This is a genomic window from Mesorhizobium sp. L103C105A0, assembly GCF_000502215.1.
Taxonomy (GTDB): domain Bacteria; phylum Pseudomonadota; class Alphaproteobacteria; order Rhizobiales; family Rhizobiaceae; genus Mesorhizobium.
The window spans coordinates 1110224-1132967 of the sequence record NZ_AYXF01000002.1 but is presented as its reverse complement, the minus strand read 5'-3'; the positions used below and the strand labels follow the sequence as shown (position 1 = coordinate 1132967).

Sequence of the window (22744 nt, the reverse complement as noted above, 5' to 3'; positions counted from 1 at the left end):
AAGCCCACCAGATCCCTGGGCCGTCATTGACGCCGTGGGTGATAGGCGGTGACGATCTCGTCGACTTACCGAGATGGACGATCTGCTGGCTATCGCCTCGGCCACCGGCAGGAAATCCCCACGCCCGCCATAGAGCTTGCCCGTGTCGATCGCGAGCAACTGGCGCCGTCCAGCCGTCCAGCGCTGCTGGACGTTGTCGCACTCGAGGCGTCCACAAGGATGCCTGTGTCCCAACTGTCGCTGCGGCTAATCCTAAAGCCAATGTCGCACACCATGGAAAGAGACAATCCCGATTGGGCACCCAGAAACTGGTGATGTCGCCGGCAAGGGAAGCCGCTTCGTAGTATTGCGCGACGGCGACGCCAGGCATCATGGCAACGATCCTTATTGCCCGGCATCGGCGCTTTCAAAAATGTCGATAGATGACTGCGAGCCGTTTTGATCCTTCCCGGCCATCGCCAGATGGACGTTGCTACCGCACATTAGCAGAACCGGATTTTTCTCGCCAAAGGCGAAAAATCGAAACGTCGTTCCTTATCTCTATAGATTTTGTCGAATATCGTCTGCCCCGGTTTGGAAATGACCGATGCGCATGCAGGGTCTGGGAGATTGACGAGTTGGCAAGGCTATCGGTTCTCGGAATATCCGGCGGCGTAAGCACGCCATCGCGAACAACCGCGGTGGTGAACGCGCTGGTCAAGGACGTCGCGCTGCGCGTCCCGGCAGACACGGGCCTGATCGAAATCACCGAGGCGGCGCCTTCGCTTTTTGTCGGACTGTCCCGTGGCGCCCTCGGCGCGTCCGGCGAAGCGATTATCCAGCGTGTCGAGGAGGCCGATCTGCTCGTGGTCGGAACGCCTGTCTATCGGGCTTCCTACACCGGCGCCCTCAAGCACCTGTTCGACCTCGTCGACTATCGCGCGCTCGCCGGCAAGACCGTGCTTCTCGCGGCGACAGGCGGAAGTCCATACCATGGCCTGGTTCTCGAACATCAGTTGCGGCCATTATTCGGCTTTTTCGGCGCCGTCACCGTACCGACCGGCGTCTATGGGGCGCCCGACGATTTCATCGGCGCCGAAATCGTCGGCGAGGCGATACGCGAACGCATTTCACGGGCCGCATCCGAAGCGGTTTCACTGCTCAATTCCAACCATGCAAATGCCGCCGCCGCAGCGCGCGTCGGCTGAGCCAACCAAAAAGGGAACAACGACATGACGTCTCATTCCGACGGCCTGAAATTCGCCTACTGGGTTCCGAACGTCTCCGGCGGCCTGGTCATCTCCAACATCGAGCAGCGGACCGGTTGGGACATCGACTACAACCGCAAGCTCGCCCAGATCGCAGAGGCCAACGGCTTCGACTACGCACTGAGCCAGATCCGCTTCACCGCCGGCTACGGCGCCGACAACCAGCACGAATCCGTGTCGTTCAGCCACGCACTGCTGGCCGCCACCACAACGCTGAAAGTGATTGCCGCCGTCTTGCCCGGTCCATGGAACCCGGCGCTGGCGGCCAAGCAGATCGCCACCATCAACCACCTGACCAATGGCCGCGTGGCCGTCAATGTCGTCAGCGGCTGGTTCCGTGGCGAGTTCGCCGCCATCGGCGAGCTGTGGCTCGACCATGACGAGCGCTACCGCCGCTCGGAGGAGTTCATCCGCGCGTTGCGCGGCATCTGGACCGAGGACAATTTTACGCTGAAGGGCGACTTCTATCGCTTCACCAACTACTCGATGAAGCCGAAGCCGATCGATCCGCAGCCCGAGATCTTCCAGGGCGGCTCGTCGCGCGCCGCGCGTGACATGGCTTCGCGGGTGTCCGACTGGTATTTCACCAACGGCAACACGCCCGAAGAGATCAGGAAGCAGGTCGACGATATCCAGGCCAAGGCGAAGGCGAATGGCCACAAGGTGAAGATCGGCGTCAACGCCTTTGCCATTGCTCGCGAAACCGAGGCGGAAGCACGCGCCGTGCTGGACGAGATCGTCGCCAAGGCCAATCCCGAAGCGGTGCAGGGCTTTGCCGACCAGGTCAAGAATGCCGGCAAGGCCTCGCCGGAAGGCGAGGGAAACTGGGCGAAGTCGTCCCTTGAGGATCTGGTGCAATACAATGACGGCTTCCGCAGCAATCTGATTGGCACGCCGGAACAGATCGCCGAACGCATCCTCAAGCTGAAGGATGCCGGCGCCGATCTGATCCTGCTCGGCTTCCTGCATTTCCAGGAAGAGGTCGAGTTCTTCGGCAAGCGCATCATCCCGCTGGTGCGCGAACTGGAAGCGGCGCGTGACAGGGAGCTTGTCGCCGCCGAATAGGCCAGGGCGTGGCCTGCGGGCCGCGCACTCCTTCAAAATCAGGAACGTGTCATGATTGGTGCTTCGCTGGGAGCCGCCGCATACGAGCGTGCGCCCGAAATCCCCGGCATTCTTGCTGGCGCTGGTCCACTCACGGACACGCGCCCGGCGCGCCTGTCGGCAAAGGTCGATGCGATCCTGACTCTGAGCGGGATTGGCATTTCGTTCGGCGGCGTCACGGCGCTGAGCGATGTCGATCTCGAGGTCAAGAGCGGCGAAATCCGCGCCGTGATCGGCCCCAACGGCGCAGGCAAATCCTCGCTGATCAACATCATCAGCGGCCTCTATCACGCCGACCACGGCAAGATCGCGATCGCCGGCCAGTCATTCTCCCGTGTGCCCGCGAACCGTCTGGCACGTCTGGGCGTCGCGCGCACCTTCCAGAACCTGGCGCTCTTTCCCGGGCTTTCCGTGCACGACAACATCGCGTCGGGCCGCGTCCACACCAGGCGCGCCAGTTTCGTCGAACATATTGCCGGCCTGCCACGCGCCAGGCGCGAAGACGCTGCGATTGCCGAAAAGGTCGACCAGACAATCGCCTTCCTGCATCTGGAAACGGTCGCCGATCGGCTGGTTGCGACGCTGCCCTACGGCTTGCAGAAGCGGGTCGAACTGGCGCGAGCGCTGGTTGCCGAGCCGAAGATCCTGCTGCTCGACGAACCGATGGCGGGCATGACGGCGACCGAGAAAGCCGAGATGGCCGGGTTCGTGCGCGCCGCGCGCGACCGGCATGGCGTCACCATCATCCTAATCGAGCACGACATCGGGGTCGTCATGGGCCTATCCGACCGCGTCGCCGTGCTCGATTACGGCCGCAAGATCGCCGACGGCACGCCGGCCGAAGTGCGCGCCGATCCGGACGTGATCCGGGCCTATCTCGGCACCGCCGAGGGCGAGGATGGCGAGGGCATCTGATGAGCTACTATGATTTTCTCTTCGTTGTCGAAGTGCTGGTCGGCGGCCTGTTGTCGGGAGTCATGTATTCGCTCGTCGCCATCGGCTTCGTGCTGATCTACAAGACGTCGGGTGTGCTGAACTTCGCGCAAGGGTCGATGGTGCTGTTTGCGGCACTCACCTTTGTCAGCCTGGTCGAACGCGGCATCCCGTTTGCGCTTGCGCTGCTCATCACCTTCGCAGTCATGGTCGCGCTGGGTTTCACCATCGAGCGAACCGTGCTCAGGCCGCTGGTGAACCGCTCGCCGATGACACTGTTCATGGCCACGCTTGGCCTGTCCTACATCATTGAGGGCGCTGCCCAACTGATCTGGGGCACGCAGGTGCACGGGCTTGATCTCGGCATCGACGACACGCCCTTCGAGGTCGGCGGCATCCTGATCTCGTCGTTCGACCTTCTGGCAGCTGGCATCGCCGCAGCGATGGTGGCGGGCTTGAGCGCCTTCTTCTATTGGACCCGGATCGCGCTGGCGTTTCGCGCCGTCGCCGACGACCAGTTCGCGGCCCTTGCCGTCGGACTGCGGCTGCCGCGGATCTGGGGAACGGTGTGGACGGCCGCGGGCTTCGTGGCGCTGGTCGCGGGACTGCTGTGGGGTGCCCGCCTCGGCGTCCAGTTCTCGCTGTCACTGATCGTGTTGAAGGCGCTGCCGGTGCTGGTGCTTGGCGGCTTCGATTCCATCCTTGGCGCCATCGTCGGCGGCCTGATCATCGGCGCCAGCGAAAAGCTCGCCGAGGTCTATCTCGGCCCCTTCGTCGGCGGCGGCATCGAAGGCTGGTTCGCCTATGCGCTGGCGCTGGTCGTGCTGCTGGTGCGTCCCTCCGGCCTGTTTGGCCAGAAAACCGTCGAAAGGGTCTGACCGATGGCCGTGCAAGCGCTCGACGCCGCCAGGCTTCCAATCGACTGGCAGAAGTTCGCCCGGAAATTCGCTTTGCCGGCCGTGCTGATCGTCGTCGCCTACGGCCTGATCCCGGCCTATGCCTCGAGCTATCTGGTTGAGGCGATCCTGCTGCCGTTCCTGGCGCTCAGCCTGGCGGCAGTCGGCCTCAACCTCTTGACCGGCTATTGCGGCCAGCTTTCGCTTGGCTCCTCCGCTTTCATGGCGGTAGGCGCCTTCGCCGCATACAATTTCAACCTGCGGGTGGAAGGACTGCCGCTGGCGGCGACCATGATCCTGGCGGGAATTTCGGCCGCCGGCATCGGCGTCATCTTCGGATTGCCGAGCCTGCGCCTGCGCGGCTTCTATCTCGCTGTCTCGACGCTGGCCGCCCAGTTTTTCGTGCAGTGGGCGCTGACCAAGTTCGGCTGGTTCTCCAACGACAATCCGTCCGGGGTGATTTCTGCACCGCACCTTGCCGTAGCCGGTTTTTCGCTCGACGGCGCCACCGGCCGCTATTTGCTTTCCGTCACCACCGTCATCGTGCTGACGGCGCTGGTCTGGCGGCTGGTCAACAGCGCCACCGGCCGCAACTTCATCGCGGTGCGCGACAACGAAACCGCCGCGCGAGTGATAGGCGTCCCGGTGCTTACGACCAAGCTGCTGGCGTTCGCCATTTCATCCTTCATCATCGGCGTCGCCGGCGTGCTGTGGGCCTTCACCTATCTGCGCACGGTCGAGCCGGCCGGCTTCAATCTCGACCGCTCGTTCCAGATCCTGTTCATCATCATCATCGGCGGGCTGGCTTCGATACGCGGTGCGTTTCTGGGCGCCGCATTCATCGTCGTCTTCCCGCTCTTTCTGTCTCGGCTCGGCGCCTTCGTGTTTGGCGGCCTGTTCGATTCTGGTGTGCTCGACATGAGCCAGCGCATCGTGCTTGGCGCGCTCATCATCATTTTCCTCATCGCGGAACCGAACGGGCTGTCGGCCCTCTTCGACCGCCTGAAACGACGGATCGGCTCAAGGTCCAGCTGAGCGCCGCTCGACATTCTCTCACGGACCCAAAACCTCAGGAGACGCAACTCATGACCTTCTTCAGTCACCTCAAGAAAGCGGCGATCGCCACCGCTTTCGTGCTCGGCGCGACAGCCGTCCATGCCGACGAACAATATTTCCCGCTGCAGAGCTACCGCGTCGGCCCCTATGCCGCGGGCGGCACCGGCTTCTTCGGCGGCTTCATCGACTATCTCAACCTGATCAACATCCGCGACGGCGGCGTCAATGGCGTCAAGCTGACCTGGAGCGAGGGCGAAACCCAGTATGAGGTCGAGAAGGGCGTCGAGGTCTACGAACGGTTGAAGAGCAATCCCGGCATCGCCGCCTGGAACCCGCTCTCGGTCGGCATCGCCTACGCCATGATCGACCGCATCACCGACGACAAGGTGCCGCTTATCACCATCAATCACGGCCGCACCGACACCACCGACGGTCGGGTATTCCCTTACGTCTTCCCGCTGCTGCTCAACCCCTACAGCGAAACATCGGGCATCGTGAACTACATCGCCTCCAAGGAAGGCGGCCTCAACAAGCTCAAGGGCAAGAAGATCGTCGTGCTCTATCACGGCTCGCCCTACGGCAAGGAGACGATCCCGATCTATGAGCTGCTGTCGCAGAAATACGGTTTCGAACTGTCGCAGATCGAGGTTCCGCACCCCGGCAACGAGCAGCAGGCACAGTGGCTGACGATCCGTCGCGATCGTCCCGACTATGTCGTGCTGCGCGGCTGGGGCGTGATGAACCCGGTTGCGCTGAAGACCGCGCAGAAGACCGGCTTCCCGGCCGATCACATCGTCGGCAATGTCTGGTCCAACTCTGAAGAGGACGTCATCCCCGCCGGCGACGCCGCCAAGGGCTACACCGCCATCACCACCCAGGCGTCTGGCGCCGACTACCCGGTCGTCAAGGAGATCGTCAAGACGGTCTACGACGCCGGCAAGGGCAATCTCGAGGACAAGAGCCGCATCGGCTCGGTCTACCACAATCTCGGCATCGTCAACGGCATCCTCAATGTCGAAGCCATCCGCATCGCGCAGGCCAAATTCGGCAATCGCACGCTGACCGGCGATGAGGTCCGTTGGGGCTTCGAACACCTCAAGCTCGACCCGGCGCGCGTCGAGGCGCTCGGTGCCAAGGACCTGTTCCACTCGATCAACGTCTCCTGGGACAATCACGAAGGTGACGGCTACGTGACCTTCCAGCAGTGGGACGGCAAGAAGTGGAACGTCGTGTCCGACTGGATCGCGCCGGACTGGAAGCTGCTGCGCCCGATCATCGAGAAGTCGTCCGAGGCCTATGCCAAGGAAAAGGGCCTCAAGATCCGCACGGCCGAAGACGCCGATGCGGTGGTCAGCAACTGAGTTTGAAGAGCTCACGGCCGGCCCGCGGGCCGGCCGTGCCATCCATCTTCGCAGCGGAGTTATCGATGTCCAGCCCGGAAAATCCGATCCTGTCGATCAGCCGCGTCGAGGCCGTCTACAACGGCGCCATTGCCGCCCTGCATGGCGTCGACCTCTCGGTCGGCAAGGGCGAGATCGTGGCGTTGCTCGGCTCCAACGGCGCCGGCAAGACGACGCTGTTGCGCGCCGCATCCAATCTTCTGCCGGCAGAGCGCGGCTCCGTCACTGCCGGCCGGATCATTTTCGATGGCGAGGATGTTTCTAGGGCAAGTCCCTCGCACCTCGTCCGCAAGGGCCTGGTCCAGGTTCTCGAGGGCCGGCACTGCTTTCGCTCGCTGACGGTCGAGGAGAACCTTCTGACCGGGGCGCTCGGGCGTTCATCCTCGCGCGTTGGCGTGAAGGCCGACCTTGAGCGTGTCTACGCGCTGTTTCCGAGGCTTCTCGAGAAACGGCGCACGCGGTCCGGCCTCACCTCCGGCGGCGAGCAGCAGATGACGGCGATCGGTCGCGGACTGATGTCGCGGCCGAAACTCTTCGTGCTCGACGAGCCCTCGATGGGGCTCGCGCCGCTGATCGTCGACGAGATCTTCAGCGCCTTGAAGCGGCTCAATCGGGACGAGGGTCTTTCGATCCTTGTCGCCGAGCAGAATTCGGCGGTGGCGCTGAAATATGCTGATCGTGCCACCGTCCTCGAAAACGGCAAAAGCGTGCTGGAAGGGTCGGCTGCCGACCTGCGCCAGCGCGACGACATCAAGACCTATTATCTCGGCGGCGCGCCGCTTCCATCGCAACACTTTCCCCAGGAGACTGCAGCATGACCATCCAATCCAAGCAGCCGTCCGACGCGCGCGTCGCCGTGCCTCCGGTCGAGCGCCCGTCGGCCAAGGCGCATATCATCAAGACCGATGCCGAGGCGATCGCCATCGCCGAAAAACTTGCCATTGAATTCGCTAGGGAAGCCTCGAAGCGGGACCGCGAGCGCATCTGGCCGAAGGAAGAGCTCGATGCTTTTTCGCAGAGCGGCTTGTGGTCGATCAATGTGCCGAAGGCCTATGGGGGGCCGGAGGTGTCCTATGTGACGCTGTCGAAGGTGATCACCATCATCTCGACGGCTGATCCCTCGCTTGGCCAGATTCCGCAGAACCATCTCGGCGTGGTCGCCGCCATCCGCACGGTTTCGGACGAGGCGCAGAAAAAGCTGCTCTTCGCCGAGGCACTGTCCGGCACGCGCTTTGGCAACGCGTTTTCCGAGTTCGGCTCCAAGCGTGCCGCCGACTTCGAGACCAAGTTCGTCGATGCCGGTGACCATGTCGTGGTCAACGGCCAGAAATTCTATTCAAGCGGCGCCCTGCTCGCCCATCTGGTGCCGATTGTGGCGCTCGATGACGAGGGGCGCGCCTGGTATGCCATCGCCGATCGCGGCGCGCCCGGACTGACCGTCATCGATGACTGGTCGAGCTTCGGCCAGAAGACGACGCTCTCCGGCACGGTCCTGCTCGACAATGTGAAGGTGGCGAAGACGCATCTCGTCCCCGGCTACAAGGGGTACGACAAACCGACAGCCGACGGACCCATCTTCCAGATCATCCAGGCGGCGGTCGATCTCGGCATCGCCAAGGCGGCGATCGACGAGACGGTCAGCTTCGTGCGTACCAGGTCGCGCGCGTGGATCGACAGCGGCGTCGATCATGCCTGGCAGGATCCCTATACGATCCAGGCGATCGGCGACCTTCGCCTGCGCGCCAATGCGGCCGAGGCTATTCTGGAAAAGGCCGGCCTTGCGGTCGACCGCGCCGTGGCCGATCCTAACGCGCAGACGGTCGCGGAAGCGCAGATCGCGGTCGCCGAATCCAAGATCCTCACCACCGAGATCGCCATAAACGCCACCAACAAACTGTTCGAACTTGCCGGCACGCGATCCACGCTGGCCGAGCACAATCTCGACCGCCACTGGCGCAATGCCCGCACCCACACGCTGCACGATCCGGTGCGCTGGAAATACGCGATCCTGGGGAACTATTACCTGAACGAGGTGAACCCGCCGCTCCACGCCTGGAGCTGAGCGGGAACGCCGTAAAGTCACAAAGGACTATTCATGAGCGCTGCCACCCCCTCCAGGATTAAGGTCCTGTGGTTTCTCCCGACGCATGGCGACAGCCGCTACCTCGGCACCTCCGAGGGCGGCAGGGCGGTCGATCTGCCCTATCTCACCCAGGTCGCCAAGGCCGCCGACGCCATCGGCTATTATGGCGCGTTGCTGCCGACCGGGCGCAGTTGCGAAGACAGCTGGGTGGTGGCGTCGGCGCTGGCGCCGCTGACGCAGCGGTTGCGCTTCCTCGTCGCCGTACGGCCGGGTCTGCAATCGCCGACGCTCGCCGCGCGCATGACCTCGACACTCGACCGCATCTCCGGTGGGCGGCTGCTGATCAACGTGGTCACCGGCGGCGATCCGGTCGAGAACAAGGGCGACGGCATCTTCCTCAGCCATGATGAGCGTTATGAGGTGACGCGGGAATTTCTCGACATCTACAAGGCGGTGCTGCGCGGCGAAACCGTCGCCTTCGAAGGCAAGCATTTCCGCATCGAGGATGGAAGGCTGCTGTTTCCGCCGGTGCAGACGCCGCACCCGCCGCTCTATTTCGGCGGCTCGTCGGAGGTAGCCAATGCAGTCGCCGCCGAGCAGATCGACAAATACCTCACCTGGGGCGAGCCGCCGGCGGACGTCGCCGCCAAGGTCGAGCATGTGCGGGGCCTTGCCGAAAAAGCCGGCCGCGAAGTGAGCTTTGGCATCCGATTGCATGTCATCGTTCGCGAGACCAATGACGAGGCCTGGGCCGATGCCGATCGGCTGATCAGCCGCCTCGACGACAAGACGATCGCCGAGGCACAGAAGGTTTTCGCCCGCATGGATTCGGTTGGCCAGTCGCGCATGAGCCGGTTGCATGGCGGCAGCCGCGACAAGCTCGAAATCAGCCCGAACCTTTGGGCCGGCGTTGGCCTCGTGCGCGGCGGCGCCGGCACCGCCTTGGTCGGTGACGCGGCGACCGTGGCAGAACGGATCGACGAATACCGAAGGATTGGCATCGATACCTTCATCCTGTCCGGCTATCCGCATCTGGAGGAAGCCTATCGCTTCGGCGAACTGGTGCTGCCGCTGCTGCCGCTCGATCACGAAATCTCGACCCGGCCGACGACGGTGAACATGGGACCGTTCGGCGAAACGGTGGCCGGAGATCATCGACCATCGGCGCTGCGCGCGAGCCAGTCTTGAGCGCTTCCCGCAGGGCTGGGAAACTGACGGTCGCCATCATTGGCGGCGGCTTTTCCGGCGCCGCAACCGCGTTTCACCTGGCGCGGCTGCTGCCCGCCGATGCAGCCGATATCGTGGTCGTCGAACCCCGCGAGGCGCTCGGCTATGGTCTGGCCTATTCGACGGCCGATCCCTCGCACCGCATCAACGTGCGGGCGTCCAGGATGACGCTGATCTCAGGTGAGGAGGGCCATTTTTCCGACTGGCTGGAGCAGACCGGCGCTATTCTGGACGATACGCAGGCCATCGCCGCCAGCGGCGCGATTTACCCGCAGCGTCGGGTCTTCGGCCGCTATGTCGAATCCCACCTGCAGCCTTTCCTGCAAAGCAAGGCGATCCGCCATGTCAGGGCCGAAGTTGCTTGGGTCGAGCGCAGTGGCGAGGGCTACCGGCTTGTCCTGTCCGATGGCGCAACGCTTTCCACCGATGCTGTGGTGATCGCGGCGACGCATCCATTGCCGGCCCTCCCGGCGCCGCTGCGCAGCGTGGCCTCAGTCGCCGGATTGGTGGCCAATCCCTACGATCTCGAACGGCTGCAGGCGATCGGCCGCGACGACCGTGTTCTCATTGTTGGCACCGGTCTGACCTCGGCCGACGTCATTGCAGCCCTCGACCGTAGAGGTCATCGCGGCCGCATCACGGCACTGTCGCGCCATGGCTATCGCTCGCATGTGCAGGCCGCCATGCAGGGCGACCCGATAGGCGACTTCACCAGCCTGCCTTTACGCAGCGCCACGGTGCTGCTCAGGCGCATCCGGGCCACGATCGCGGCAGCGACGCGACAGGGCGAAGACGGGTATCCGGTCCTCGACGCTGTCCGGCGTCAGGGGCAGTTGATCTGGCAGGCCTTGCCGCTCGCCGAGCAGCGCCGCGTGGTGCGCCATCTTCGCGCGCTCTGGGACGTGCATCGTTTCCGCATCGCGCCACAGGTAGCAGTCGTGCTGGATCGCCGCCTTGACGAGGGGACGCTCGCTTATCGCGCCGGATCGATTGTCGAGGCCGAAGAGGCCGACGGACGTATCCGCGTCACGCAGCGGTCAAGGCGCCGACACGACCTCATCGTTGAGACGTTCGACAGCGTGATCGTGACGACCGGGCCGGCGCATGCGGACATTCTTCGCACCAACACGGCGATTGCCGCCCTTGGACATCTGGGCCTGGTCCGTCTTGACCCAACCGGCCTTGGTCTCGACACCGACAGCCACGGCCGCGCGGTCGGTAAGTCAGGTCACCCGGCCGACAATATTTTCATCAGCGGACCGCTGGCGCGCGGCAGCGTCGGCGAGCTGATGGGCATCCCTGAAGTCACCGCCCATGCCGAGAGCATCGCCACCGAAATTCACCAATGGTTGGGTTACCAGACGGCGTTGCGTCGCAGGGCGTCGTGAAGGTGCAAACACGATGAGGCTATCCAGATGACACTAACCGAACGCATTCTGCCGGATGAAACCCGGATCTCCCTAAAATTTGCGATGCGACACCTGGCCGGAGCCGTGTCCGTGGTCACCGCAGGCATCGGCGACGAGCGGACGGGCGCAACAATTACCACAGCCCATTCCTTGTCGGTCGAACCGGAGGTGATGGTCGTCAGCATCAACCTGAGCTCGTCGACATGGGCAGCCATCACCGGCATCGGCACTTCTGCGTGAATGTGCTACGCGCCGACCAGATCGCGATTGCCGACCGTTTTGCTGGTCGAGGCGGCCTCAAGGGGCAGGCTCGCTACGAGGGTGCACGCTGGTCCACCCTTGCAAGCGGCGCATTGGCGCTCGAAGGTGCGCTTGCCGCAGTCGATTGCACCGTCGAGGATACGATAGTTCGCCATAGCCATGCGCTAATCCTCGGCAGCGTCCGGCATGTGGTGAGCGGAGAGCCTGGCCCGGCGTTGATCTATCATCGCGGCGCCTATGGATCGTCGTGAGCGGGTTGGTACGTGTCGTTTTCTGACAGCCATGCAAATCTCGGAAAAGTGACGCTCGCGATGCTTGGCCTTCTGGCATACCAGAACCGCGAATGATCCGCGGCGCGGGAGCACGTAATTCAAACAACGGATGCCTTGAACCTCTGCAGATCGCCGACTGCAACAACGATTAAGAGGCTTGCTGATCGGAATCGTCGCAGGTCCTTCCTGGGCATTACTATCCGCGCCGATAAGCGGACGTAAAATGGAGGACACGCCAGGAACGGCTTGCGTCACCCCCCGAGGCAGTTTGCGGGCGCCGACCGGGCGGGCGGGTTGTATGATGCCCGGCGTGTTGGCCGGTTTAGAATGGAAGCTTGATTTCGCCCAACGAGAGAGGCCTACCGGCCGCTATGAGCGCCGCAACCGTCTCTCTGTCCTGTTGCCGGCGCTTCACGAGGCCGTTCAGCACCCTGTCGAGAGATATCGCCCCGGCGCCGGCTACGGCCAGGACGAACATGCCGCCCGCTATGGCGAGATCCTTTTCGAGATGCAGCAATTCGTTCTGGTTGGCGAAATTGGTGTGGAACAAAGCTGCCGTTGCCAAACAGAACAGTCCGAGCGCCACCGCGCCCAGACGCGTCAGCAGACCAAGGCCGACCGAAAAGCCAGCTCCCAGCTGCAGCGCTATGGTGGCTATTAAAAGCGGCAGGCTGACGCCGAGCGCCGCCATCGCCTTGGCTGCACCGGCGAAATGCGTCGCCAGCTCCAGGCCTTCATGCACGAAGAGCAATGAGAGCAGCAGGCGACCCGTCAGCAGGGTCAAGTCGGTGAGATGTGGTTTCCAGGCGGTTTGTGTCGTTGTCACGATGGGCTCCAGGCAATGGGAAAGGGGCAGGCGCCTTGCAGCACCTGCCTGGTTTACTTTGTCACCTTGGTGTCGATGGCCTTGTGGAGGTCTTCGAGTTCTTCACAGCCGGCGGGACACAGCTTCTGCAGCGACGCCAACTGCTCGTTGGCCTTGGCCATGTCGCCGGTCTCTACATAGAGTTCGCCCAGATATTCGCGGGCGGCCTTGTGGTCGGGCTTCAGCTCGAGCGCCTTGTTGTAGTAGGTCAGCGCCGTGGTGAAATCGCCCGTCTTGCGCAGCGTGAAGCCGAGCAGGTTGTAGACGTCGGCCTGCTGGTTGTCCTGCGCGAGATCACGCAGATCGGCCAGCGCGCCCTTGTAGTCCTTGACGGCGATCTTGGCCTGGACGGCGGTGAGGTCGGGTGCATCGGTGCCTTCGAGGTCGTCGACCGCATAGGCCGGCATGATAGTGGCCACGGGAACGACGGTCAGCACGGCAATGGCGCCGAGCAGGCCAAACAGGGCGTGCTTGCCCAGATAGGATTGCTTCATCATCTTTCTCGCTTGGGTTGGGAGCTCGCGCTCAAATCTGAACTGGGGTGAAACCATAGGCATTGCCGTCTTTCACGAAGACGCCGGTGCCGGGGAACGGGAAATGCGAACCCGAGATCCGGATGTTGTCGGCGATCACGCGATCGATCAGCTTGTGCCGCGTGGTGATCGCCATCGGCCCGTCCTGGTCGTAACTGCCCTGCCACTCCGGATGCGGCGCCAGAAGGGCGGGCACATACATGGTGTCGGCCGAGATCATCAGCTGTTCCTTGCCGGAGTTGGCGAGGTAGACCGAATGTCCCGGCGTGTGGCCGGGCGCAGCGATGATCTGGATGCCGGGTGCGACTTCGGCGCCGTCATTGACCAGCTTCCAGTTCTTCCATTTCGGAAAATTTTCGGCGACGCGCTTGCCCGCCGGCTTGCGGCCTTCCGGCAGCTTGGCCAGCCGGCTGGGGTCGGTCCACCAATTGTATTCCGTGGCGTTGACGATCAGCTCGGCATTGGGGAACACCGGTGCATCGGTCCCCTTTTCCATCAGGCCCCAGACATGGTCGGGGTGGAAATGCGAGATCATGATGGTGTCGATCGTCTTATAGTCGATGCCGGCGGCGGCCATGTTGGCCGGCAGATGGGTGGCATTGGTCTGCCATTGGCCGACGCCCGATCCGGCATCCATCATGATCAGCCTGCCGTTCATCTTGAGGACGATGACGGTGAGCGGGATGGGCATGAAGTCTGTCGTCAGGCCGGCCTTGGCAAGCGCTGCCTTGGTGTCCTCGACGGAAACATCCTTGATGAAGGCCGGGTCGTGCGGCTTGCGCCAGATGCCGTCATAGATGGCGGTGACCTCGATATCACCGACCTTGTATTTGTAGAAGCCGACGGTCGGCTCGACCGACGTTTCGGCGAAGGCGGGACGGGTGAATTCCAGCTTGCCGGCCAGACCGAAGGCGGTCGCGGCGAGCGTGGTTCCAAGCAACGTGCGACGTGTCATCATGAACATAGGTGATCTCCTGCAGCCTTATGGGGTGATGATGGAGAGCCAAAGGTTTGGCTCTCCATCGTGAGTGGTAAGAGAAGATGTTCGGAAGGGTGCCTTCAGCGGCCCCAGATGCCGTCGTTGTTGTGCCTGGTGATGATGTCCTGAACCGACCCCTGGCGCGGCCCGGTCGTCACCATGGTGTCGACGCCGGCTTGGCGCGGGGAGGGGGAAATGGAAGCAGTGGCATTGGTGTCAACGGTAGCGACCGGCTGATTGGAGTTGTTGCCGCCATGGTCGCTGCCGGCAAAGGCAGCGGTTGAGGCAAGCAGCATGGCAGCCACGCTGAGAGCGAGCTTGGTCATTTCGGTAGATCCTTTTTTCGTTTCTTGGGTGCGTGCCGGGAAATTGGCCCCGCTAACAACAAGACCCATCAGGACATCCCTTTATTCCCGGGCGGCGCGAAATTCTTTTGAGATTTCCCGAAAACAGGGGCCGGCGTCCGCCCCGAACTGGAGCCGACGCTGCACGAGGACGCGTTCGACGTCGGCGCCATGCTGCTGCCGTGGTCTGTCACCCGGGCAGGAACGTCAAGGCTAGCGCAGGTCGGCACTCGATATCGGTTGGAGTGCCGACGGTCGGTTATCAGCCGGGGACGACCGCGGCGCGGAAGCGCGCCACGAAGTCGTCGAGCTCCGGCCGCTCCATGTCGGAAATCGCCCAGTAGGAGAAGGCGCCGTCGCTCCATTGCACCAGCGAGAAGCCGCCCTCCGAGAGATCGACGGGGTCGGTCACCGCCCCGGCATTTTGCGGCTCGGCGACAAGGGTGATCAAATGCTCGCGGTGGCGATAAACCAGCGCCGGCATTGCCCGGCCGCCGATGACCTCGACCCTGCCACCGATGAGCGCAAATCCGTCTTTCACCATATTAGGAGCCGGCGGCGAAAGGCCGAGCCTTGCATCGAGCCATGGCTTTACGGTGTGCCGGTCCGACGAGACTACATCGACGGGGCTGGTCGCCAGCAGGCTGCGTTGGTGGCCGCTGGCCACGCCTGCGGCAAAGCTATCGGCTACGCTAGGCTGCATCGCCCATTGCGTCGCGCCGCTGGCCAGAACAGCGCTGATCATGATCGAGGCCGCCATGGCGCGCCAGTCGAATGATCCGAAGTTGCGCGCCGACCACCACGTTCGAGCGGACTTCGCCCGTATCGGCGCTCTGGGCCGCAGCACCTCGACGCTGCCGGATGCTGCCATGGCTGCAATGCGCGCGCTGAACTCGTCGCTCACCTGGGGCTTCGTCAGCCTGGCCACAGCCCCTTGCAAGACCATGATGCGGGCATGTTCGGCCGCCAGCTTGGGATCGGCGGCGATGCGCCGCTCGACAGCCATGGCCGCGGCGGCGTCAAGCTCGCCATCTATCAGCGCGTGCAGCATCAGGTTCATGCCGGCGGCGTCCTCGGGCAATCCATCGTTGTGCGCACTCATTGCGCCCTCCCAAGGTCAGAGATCAGCAGGCCACGCGCCCGCGCCAGCCGCGACATCACCGTGCCCATCGGCACGCCCAGCATGGCTGCGATATCGCGGTAGGCGAGGCCATTGACGTCGCGCAGCACGAGCGTTTCTCGAAATGGTTGCGGCAGAGCGGCGATCGCCGCTTCCAGGGCCGCCACGTCTGCCCTGGCAATCAGGCTCGCCTCCGGGCTTTCGCTCTCACTCAGATCGACTGCGTGAGCGGCGCTCACCTCGTCGAGATCACCGAGGTCGCCCACCGAGACGATGCTGCGCGGGCGATTGCGCGCCAGCCATGTGTAACACGAGTTGCGAACGATGGTGAGCAGCCAGGCACGTGCATTGCCGCCGGCATAGCTTGCGATGTTGGCGTGTGCCTTCATGCAGGCGTCCTGCACGACATCCTCGGCGTCGGTGGCATTGCCGGTCAGCCAGCGGGCCAGCGAAAGCGCGTCGGCGAGATGGGGCATTACCACTTCGCCGAAGCGGTCGGCNATTGCCGGTCAGCCAGCGGGCCAGCGAAAGCGCGTCGGCGAGATGGGGCATTACCACTTCGCCGAAGCGGTCGGCTCGCGCATTGCTGCTCAGCATCGGTACACCGTCACATGCGCCTCGCCTTGAGTGCTCATGGGGCGAGAATGGTTCTGCGTTGCGATCGAACCCAGAGGAAACATCCCGGGTCGCCAACTGCGTTGAATGTGAGGGCAAACGTCGCATCGGTGTCAATCACGCACTGGACCGCAAACATGCATCCAGATGGATGCTTCTCGAGCACAAGCATTGCCGAATTCACGACCCATTTCGCATCCGCGGCACCTGAGCTTNCACTGGACCGCAAACATGCATCCAGATGGATGCTTCTCGAGCACAAGCATTGCCGAATTCACGACCCATTTCGCATGCGCGGCACCTGAGCTTTCCCGATCCCGACCGCGGCAGCACCTTCGGCAGACAGGTGAGCCAGCCGGCCGCAGGCGGCCGACCTATCGCCTTCCAGAGGTCCTGGAACTCGTCGACCGATACCGTCGTGCTCGGCAATGTGTGGGTTTGCAGTGCGGCGTCCCTTCAAGGTCAATCAGCAGCTCATGCATGGAGGACCAGGGCAAGCGGCTTTTTATTCCCGGACAGCGTGATTCTTTCTCGGCGATGTGATTGGTCCGGGCGCCCTGGTTTTGGCATTGCGTTTGATGAAACTACTCGATCGTCCGGCGTCAATCCCAATCCTGCAGAACCAGCTTATTCGTGAGATGCACTACTGGCTGCTGACAGGTCGCCACGGTGCAGGCATCCACGCGCTCGGGAATCACCGACAGCCATGCAAGCCCATCGCGCCGGCCGTCGCGCTTATCACCCGCGAGGGATGTTCGAAACAGCTTTGGCAAGAACCAGATCGCGGCCTAGGTCACGAGCTTAGACTGCCTCCAACCTTGCTGGGGTGGTGCCGACTCCGTGATTGAGAGCGGCATGGAACGGCCGAAACGTTTTTGCGCGGGATTGTAGCAACAACGTGTCGAATTTGGTAACTGCTCGTACGCGAGCCGCTCGCCCCTGGTACTGGGCAAGCGATCTGCACCGGGCAAAAGGGGCAGGGGCTTGAGTACACAGGTTGCGGCGACGGCCAACTGTACGATCCGGAATTCGGGCCATGGGATGGATTCCTTGGTTTGGGAATGGGACTGCTCGCTCGCACCCTTGCCCTCGTCACGACGGTGCTAAGGCTGCGGCGGCAGTTAACGTTTCGACCTACTAGGCCTTCATACACGAGGAGCCATTGCGTCGCGCCGGTGGCCAGGAGGTTCGTGGACACGCCAAGCTGCGTGGGTAGTAAGATACTCGATGCCATCACTACGCGGGATTGACGGGTTGAGTGTTCCCGGACTGAAGTTTTTGGACAGGGTGGGTTGCCGAGCAACTCCCCATTGCGGCGCGAGACGATCCGATCGCCGCCAGCGACTTGGCAGATCAATTGATGAAAGCGGCCGAGAAGCGGCATCGTAGCGCCAGCTGGTTATGTACCATGAAAGCAGCAAAAAATGTGTTACGCGTTGTGATACCTATTGTGATACAAATCGGCTGTCGACGCTAGGAAAAACATCGTAAATACAATCGTGTAGAGCCGAAGCCGATCCAGCCAACGGTACCATCGAATTTCCCGCTAAAGTCTTGATTGCCGATCCCGGCGATCCACGGGAGATCAAGACCTGTATGGCGCTGTCGGCAGGCAGGAAGACCCTGACTGCACACACACCGCGGTGCAGATACCCGCGCCGCATCTAAGGTTTCATTTTACTCCAGCGGTTCGTCGGTCGGCCGAGGCGTCGTGCCTGCCTGACGAGGACGGCCGGCATTGCGATTTGCAACGCGGCTGTCGAGTGGCGATCTGGACGCTTCCTGGGCGCCAGCGGCCTTGGGCACAGTCGGCCTGGCGCCGGAATCGCTGTCTTCAGCGTCGCGACGGGGATGTGGCAGGCCGGCGGCGTCAGGCGATCCGACCGAAGGTGTGGCGGCCGGGTTTGTCGATGCGGGTTTGTCCTTGGCCATTTTCAACTCTCGCCTTTTCAGCATGCAGACGGCCGGACAACAAAGTCGGGCCATTGGACAGAACGGTCTGCCGTGCGGGCGCATCACGACTTTGATGCAGCCGTCCTCCTTGTCGCGGAAGGTTTTGTAAAGTGCGGGCCCGGCCTTGAGGCCAGCCTGATGGGTGATCACGAATGACGGGTCGATATCGCCGTTCCGAACTTTCTGCAGCGATGTCGCGTTCATCCTGGATCGTCGGATCGGCCACCTGTTCGCAACGTATGTCGCCTTTGCCGTGCCATGTGAGGGCCTTCATGTGCTGTTCCTTGACGACAAGCTCTGCGAGCCCGAACTTGGCTTGATGTGAAATGTTCCCGCTTCGAACGAGCATCCGGCCTCAACCCTTGGCGGCCGAGCCGGGTTCGGCCATGCCGCAATGCTGCTCGGCCAGGGTGCCGGCCGGCGTGCCATGCGCCGCTGCAACCTGCAGCTTGTTTTTCCAGCCGCTGATCGCCTGCTGCCACGACCGCATCCCTGATCGCTTCGCAGGGCAGAGGTTTGGCGCAAGCGCAGGATCTGCTATCGCGCCAGAATCGCGGCGACAACGAAAACGACGGCGGCAACGACGACAAGCGCGACAATGGCCAGCACCGGGCCGTTTTTACTCGGGGCCGGGGCGCGCTCGTCGTCCGGCCGCCGCATCGCATTGGCGAAGCTTGCTTGATTAGCGAAAGCCGGCGTGCCCGTCGCTGCGGGAACCGGCACGGCGCAGGTGTCTGCTGCTTCGGCATCGGTTTCCATAGGCGCCGCCGCCGGGTCGAATCCCGGCGTCTTGTCCTCTGTCACCCCAGACTGAATATCGCCTCTGTCTTCGGCCGGGTTACGTTCGACGTTCATGATGATGCTCCTGCCGCTGGCCCGGGCTTCCCCAACCGCGAGCGGATCAGGATGTTCCATCGGGCGGAATCGCCAACAACGAGGAGCAAATTCAGATAGCCTTCAAACAGATGTCCCTGGTGGCAACGCGGGCCTTGCAACCGGTCAGCACCGGATTGGTGGTCTCGTTGTAGTCGGCCATGGTCGGCAACGCGGCAGATTCGGCAAAGTTCCAGTCTGGCTCGCAATGCCCGCTTACGCACACCGCCGCTCGTTGACCTTGAGCTGGCTCGTTCCAGCCACTCCAACCCAAATTGCCAGTCCGGCTCCCGGCGGCGCGCTGTTTGGATTCCGTGGGAACATCAACAGCGCCAGCGAGTTCGGTATGTGCAGCGAGTTCCCTGTTCGCCGCATGGCCAACATCCGGAGCTCTTGACTGCCCGCGTCTTCGCTCCTGGAGCGCGGGCCACTCCTCTTAGCCCAGGGTTGCGATCATGAGCAGAAACATTCCGGAAAAGCGGGCCAGGCAGGGTGGCTTGGGGCGACCGGTCCTTGGCGTGCTCTTGGCAGGCCTTGTCTTGGCGCTCGTTGCCTGGGGGATCGCTGAAATCTATGGCGAGCAGGCTAAGACACCGGCGACACAGCAAAACAGCCGGGTTCCATCGCCAGATACTTACAGCCCAAATCCTGGCCGAACGGACCCTGCAAACTCCAAGGCCGATGATGTGAATGGCGAACCGGTGGACCGAAATCCCAAGCTCGACAAGGATCCCACGCCGCGATCAAGCACTGGCGGGGATCAGCCAGGAACGCCGCCAGCTCAACCTGCTTCGCCATAGCGTTCGCACTAGTTGATAAACACAATTCAAACAGATGCGGAAATGTGGAGCGGCGATTTCAGCCAATTTCAAGAGCCGGGTCTGTCAATAATCGCCGGCGCTCTCTGATAGCTGGGGAGCCACAAAACCTCCGCTGATTCTTACCGCTTGCTGGATGGCACTGGCGGCTCCAGACCGACTGCGCGCTGTGTCACGCCGGCAGACCTTTGCACCTCTGGGCGCTTTTGGAGTTGCAAGTCGATGGAATCGGGCAAGCTGGGTGTAGATGATGCAGTCGTCATCTTATCCAGGTCCGGCAGCAACACCATCTTTGCGTAGCGTGGAGGAACCAAATGGCCTCCGAAAACAGCGAATATCCCGCACACGAATAAAGCGAGAAGCAGGGCCGTAAGCACATCTGTGAAAATCTCGACAAATCTCATGCGCTCGCTCCGCGCGTAAGGATCCCGCCGCGCTCTCGACAGTAAGAGCGGCGGGATCCTCAACCGGGGATGAAGGGACTTTGATCGACGGTCTTCTCCTAATGTGGCTTCCGGTTGCGTGTTCCCTGGTTCGGACCTTATCCACCGACTATGGGACTAAGGTCCCGAACCTAAATGGAACCAATGGGGAAGAGCGGAATCCATGTGCCTTAAGAGGCTTCAACCAGAGGGCACGACGGCTGATCGTCAGCCTCCCGCCAGAGACAGTCCACGGGCGCGCTCGCGCAGCAACGCAAGCAGTTCGTCGCGCCGTGGCTCCGGCGTGTCGACGGGTAACACCAGACACAAGGTCCTTTTGATGGCGCCGTGGCCGTCATGGATGGGCGCTGCCATGCACCAGGTGAAGCGGTCCGCCAGAGCGGCGGTCTCGCTGAAACCCTGCCGGTGGGCCAGGGCAACATCGGCAAAGAATTCGGCTGGTGCAATGATGCGGCCGTCGGGAAGCTTGTAGTCGCCAGATGGGATGAAGTCCCTCAACTCTTGCTCGTTCATATGGCCGAGGAGCAGCCGTCCGGATGCCGTCCATGGGATCGGCACCTCGACCCCGACATCGCTTGAGATCCGGAACGGGCCCGGCGAATCTCGGCAGTCCAGAACGACGTATTTGTTGCCACGCAGGCCGCATAGCTGGACCGTCTCGCCTGTCTCGGCGGCCAACTTATCCAAGGTCTCGATGATGCGACGGTAATGGGCGTTGTGATGTGAGTAGGCCCAGCCGAACAGATGCATGGCGCGTCCGAAATAGACGTAACCTTCACCGCCGACGTTTTCGAGCATTTCGGCGTCGAGCAGGCTGTTGACGATCTCGTAGGTGGTCGAACGCGGCGCGCCGATCATCTTGGCGATGTCGCCGACGCGCATTGGCGCGCGGTGCCGCAGCAACGCCTCGAGCAGCATGATGACGCGGTCAATGCCGCGTCGTCGTTCGCCGTTGCGCGGCTCCGCGCCGGCTTCCTTCCCGATCGCATCGTTAGTGCCGTCGCTCATGACCATCCGCCAAAATCATTTCGGTTCTCGTCTCAAGGCGCTTGAAAGATGTCAAGGCTCGGTCTAGCATCCAATTTGTCCGATATACAGACACATTGTCTGAAATACCAGACAAACTAACGAGCCTGACGCAGACAAATCCCGAGAGGACACACGGTTTCCAAGACCCGGCGACCGACGGGTTTCCTCGCCCTTGTTCTGCACGTCGAGGCCACAACCTCTGAAGGGAACAGTCATGATGAAATCACCGTTTTTCGCATCCGCCAGCGCGCTTTGCCTCGGTCTCGTGCTGAGCTTTGGCGCCGGCTCGGCAGCCAATGCCGCCGCCAACTGCATCAAGGGCGACCGCAAGGCGCCGTACACGATCGGCTGGGCCAACATCTATTCCGTGCCGACCTGGATGAAGCAGACCCAAGGCACGATCGAAGCCGAAGTCGAGACCCTGAAGAAGCAGGGACTGGTCGACAAGCTCGTCGTCACCGACGCTCAGGGCGATGCCAACGTCCAGATCCAGCAGATCCAGTCGATGATCGATTCCGATGTCGACGCCATCATCCTGATCGCCGGTTCGTCGACCGCACCTGCACGCGTTCTGGCCGATGCCTGCGCCAAGGGCATCGCCATCATCAACTTCGACAGCCTCGTCGATACCGACAAGGTCACCGCCAAGGTCAATACCGATTCTTCGCAGTGGGGCGACCAGGCGGCCAAGTTCCTGATCGACGCTATCGGCGGCAAGGGCAAGATTCTCATCCTCAACGGCCCGGCCGGGGTTTCGGTCAGCGATGACAGGCGCAAAGGCGCCGACGCTGAGCTCAAGGCCCATCCCGACGTGACGGTGCTTGCCGAGACCAACACGCCCTACAACGTCGCGCCGGCACAGGAAGCCGTCACCAGCCTCCTCTTCGCCAACCCCGAGATCGACGGCATCCTGTCGCTCGGCGGCGCTCTGTCGGCAGGCGCCGTGCTGGCCCTCGACAAGCAGGGCCGTGAACAGGTGCCGATCACCGGTGAGAACGCCCGGCAGTTTTTGGAACTCTGGAAAGAAAAGGGCTTGAAGAGCTGGGCGACGATGCAGCCGAACTGGCTCGGCGCCTTCGCCACCTACACTGCCGTCCAGGCGCTGGAAGGCAAGGATGTGCCGGCTTTCGTCAAGATTCCGCTGCCGGTAATCGACAATTCCAACATCGACGAATACCTCGCCCGGGCCAAGGACTTCCCGGCTGACGGCTACATCTTTTCTCCTTACGATGAGGAGCTGTTCAAGAAGCTGCTGGCTCAGAAATAAGCCTGAAGGGTTGTAGC

Annotated in this window: 21 protein-coding genes and 3 pseudogenes; 14 read left to right on the top strand and 10 right to left on the bottom strand. The window is 62.5% G+C overall.

What is annotated here, in order from left to right:
* Positions 1 to 617 precede the first annotated feature (617 nt).
* From msuE to X727_RS01000000164530, 12 genes are all read left to right on the top strand, one after another.
* Positions 618 to 1187: an FMN reductase gene (gene msuE, locus X727_RS0133700; RefSeq protein ID WP_031204125.1), complete on the top strand. Its 570-nt coding sequence runs from the start codon at positions 618 to 620 to the stop codon at positions 1185 to 1187.
* A gap of 24 nt (positions 1188 to 1211) precedes the next feature.
* Positions 1212 to 2312: a dimethylsulfone monooxygenase SfnG gene (gene sfnG, locus X727_RS154590; RefSeq protein WP_023739635.1), complete on the top strand. Its 1101-nt coding sequence runs from the start codon at positions 1212 to 1214 to the stop codon at positions 2310 to 2312.
* A 51-nt stretch (positions 2313 to 2363) separates the two neighbouring features.
* Positions 2364 to 3266, top strand: coding sequence for an ABC transporter ATP-binding protein (locus X727_RS154595; RefSeq protein ID WP_023746461.1), 903 nt, complete (start codon positions 2364 to 2366; stop codon positions 3264 to 3266).
* Positions 3266 to 4162, top strand: a complete 897-nt coding sequence (locus tag X727_RS154600) for a branched-chain amino acid ABC transporter permease (protein WP_023746462.1) — start codon at positions 3266 to 3268, stop codon at positions 4160 to 4162. Before X727_RS154595 ends, X727_RS154600 begins: the two co-directional genes overlap by 1 nt.
* A 3-nt stretch (positions 4163 to 4165) precedes the next feature.
* Complete coding sequence (locus X727_RS154605) at positions 4166 to 5215, top strand: branched-chain amino acid ABC transporter permease (RefSeq protein WP_023746463.1); 1050 nt, start codon at positions 4166 to 4168, stop codon at positions 5213 to 5215.
* A gap of 50 nt (positions 5216 to 5265) precedes the next feature.
* A complete protein-coding gene (locus X727_RS154610; protein WP_023746464.1) occupies positions 5266 to 6597 on the top strand; it encodes an ABC transporter substrate-binding protein in 1332 nt (443 codons plus the stop codon).
* A 65-nt stretch (positions 6598 to 6662) separates the two neighbouring features.
* Entirely contained in the window at positions 6663 to 7454 is a 792-nt protein-coding gene (locus X727_RS154615) for an ABC transporter ATP-binding protein (protein ID WP_023746465.1), read from the top strand.
* Complete coding sequence (locus tag X727_RS154620) at positions 7451 to 8698, top strand: SfnB family sulfur acquisition oxidoreductase (RefSeq protein WP_023834047.1); 1248 nt, start codon at positions 7451 to 7453, stop codon at positions 8696 to 8698. Before X727_RS154615 ends, X727_RS154620 begins: the two co-directional genes overlap by 4 nt.
* A gap of 33 nt (positions 8699 to 8731) precedes the next feature.
* Positions 8732 to 9907, top strand: a complete 1176-nt coding sequence (gene ssuD / locus X727_RS154625; protein WP_023746467.1) for an FMNH2-dependent alkanesulfonate monooxygenase — start codon at positions 8732 to 8734, stop codon at positions 9905 to 9907.
* Positions 9904 to 11334 (top strand): FAD/NAD(P)-binding protein, encoded by a 1431-nt coding sequence (locus tag X727_RS154630; RefSeq protein WP_023746468.1) that lies wholly within the window; start codon positions 9904 to 9906, stop codon positions 11332 to 11334. Before ssuD ends, X727_RS154630 begins: the two co-directional genes overlap by 4 nt.
* A 27-nt stretch (positions 11335 to 11361) precedes the next feature.
* Positions 11362 to 11595 carry a flavin reductase gene (locus X727_RS1000000169580; RefSeq protein WP_023834046.1) on the top strand — a complete coding sequence of 78 codons (234 nt, stop codon included), beginning with the start codon at positions 11362 to 11364 and terminating at the stop codon, positions 11593 to 11595.
* On the top strand, positions 11559 to 11867 hold the full coding sequence (locus X727_RS01000000164530) for a flavin reductase family protein (protein ID WP_280806236.1): 309 nt from the start codon (positions 11559 to 11561) through the stop codon (positions 11865 to 11867). The genes X727_RS1000000169580 and X727_RS01000000164530 overlap by 37 nt, the downstream gene beginning before the upstream one ends.
* Before the next feature lie 343 nt (positions 11868 to 12210).
* Here the strand turns inward: X727_RS01000000164530 and X727_RS19540 are convergent, their stop codons facing one another.
* The 6 genes from X727_RS19540 to X727_RS154650 form a co-directional block, all read right to left on the bottom strand.
* Complete coding sequence (locus X727_RS19540; protein WP_023834045.1) at positions 12211 to 12714, bottom strand: DoxX family protein; 504 nt, start codon at positions 12712 to 12714, stop codon at positions 12211 to 12213.
* Positions 12715 to 12767: 53 nt separating this feature from the next.
* Positions 12768 to 13247, bottom strand: a complete 480-nt coding sequence (locus X727_RS154635; protein WP_023670612.1) for a tetratricopeptide repeat protein — start codon at positions 13245 to 13247, stop codon at positions 12768 to 12770.
* Between the two features lie 31 nt (positions 13248 to 13278).
* Complete coding sequence (locus tag X727_RS154640; RefSeq protein ID WP_023834044.1) at positions 13279 to 14250, bottom strand: MBL fold metallo-hydrolase; 972 nt, start codon at positions 14248 to 14250, stop codon at positions 13279 to 13281.
* A 95-nt stretch (positions 14251 to 14345) separates the two neighbouring features.
* Positions 14346 to 14591, bottom strand: coding sequence for a DUF680 domain-containing protein (locus X727_RS154645; RefSeq protein ID WP_023670610.1), 246 nt, complete (start codon positions 14589 to 14591; stop codon positions 14346 to 14348).
* Between the two features lie 280 nt (positions 14592 to 14871).
* Positions 14872 to 15711, bottom strand: coding sequence for an anti-sigma factor (locus tag X727_RS0133685; RefSeq protein ID WP_031204120.1), 840 nt, complete (start codon positions 15709 to 15711; stop codon positions 14872 to 14874).
* Entirely contained in the window at positions 15708 to 16205 is a 498-nt protein-coding gene (locus tag X727_RS154650) for a sigma-70 family RNA polymerase sigma factor (protein ID WP_050591279.1), read from the bottom strand. The genes X727_RS0133685 and X727_RS154650 overlap by 4 nt, the downstream gene beginning before the upstream one ends.
* A 705-nt stretch (positions 16206 to 16910) precedes the next feature.
* Here X727_RS154650 and X727_RS1000000167850 point away from each other — a divergent pair.
* Positions 16911 to 17015: pseudogene (locus tag X727_RS1000000167850) on the top strand (AraC family transcriptional regulator N-terminal domain-containing protein); the annotation flags it as partial.
* 1336 nt (positions 17016 to 18351) lie between these two features.
* Here the strand turns inward: X727_RS1000000167850 and X727_RS1000000168940 are convergent.
* The 4 genes and pseudogenes from X727_RS1000000168940 to X727_RS154670 form a co-directional block, all read right to left on the bottom strand.
* Positions 18352 to 18486 (bottom strand): annotated as a pseudogene (locus X727_RS1000000168940) (glutathione-dependent formaldehyde dehydrogenase); the annotation flags it as partial.
* Between the two features lie 166 nt (positions 18487 to 18652).
* A pseudogene (locus tag X727_RS1000000167845) lies at positions 18653 to 18766 on the bottom strand (oxidoreductase); the annotation flags it as partial.
* A gap of 68 nt (positions 18767 to 18834) precedes the next feature.
* Entirely contained in the window at positions 18835 to 19152 is a 318-nt protein-coding gene (locus tag X727_RS154660) for a hypothetical protein (protein WP_031195897.1), read from the bottom strand.
* Positions 19153 to 20638: 1486 nt separating this feature from the next.
* Positions 20639 to 21439: an IclR family transcriptional regulator gene (locus X727_RS154670; protein ID WP_023686799.1), complete on the bottom strand. Its 801-nt coding sequence runs from the start codon at positions 21437 to 21439 to the stop codon at positions 20639 to 20641.
* A 235-nt stretch (positions 21440 to 21674) separates the two neighbouring features.
* On the opposite strand from X727_RS154670, the gene X727_RS154675 reads away from it, so the two are divergent.
* On the top strand, positions 21675 to 22727 hold the full coding sequence (locus tag X727_RS154675) for an ABC transporter substrate-binding protein (protein ID WP_023723360.1): 1053 nt from the start codon (positions 21675 to 21677) through the stop codon (positions 22725 to 22727).
* Positions 22728 to 22744: the final 17 nt, after the last annotated feature.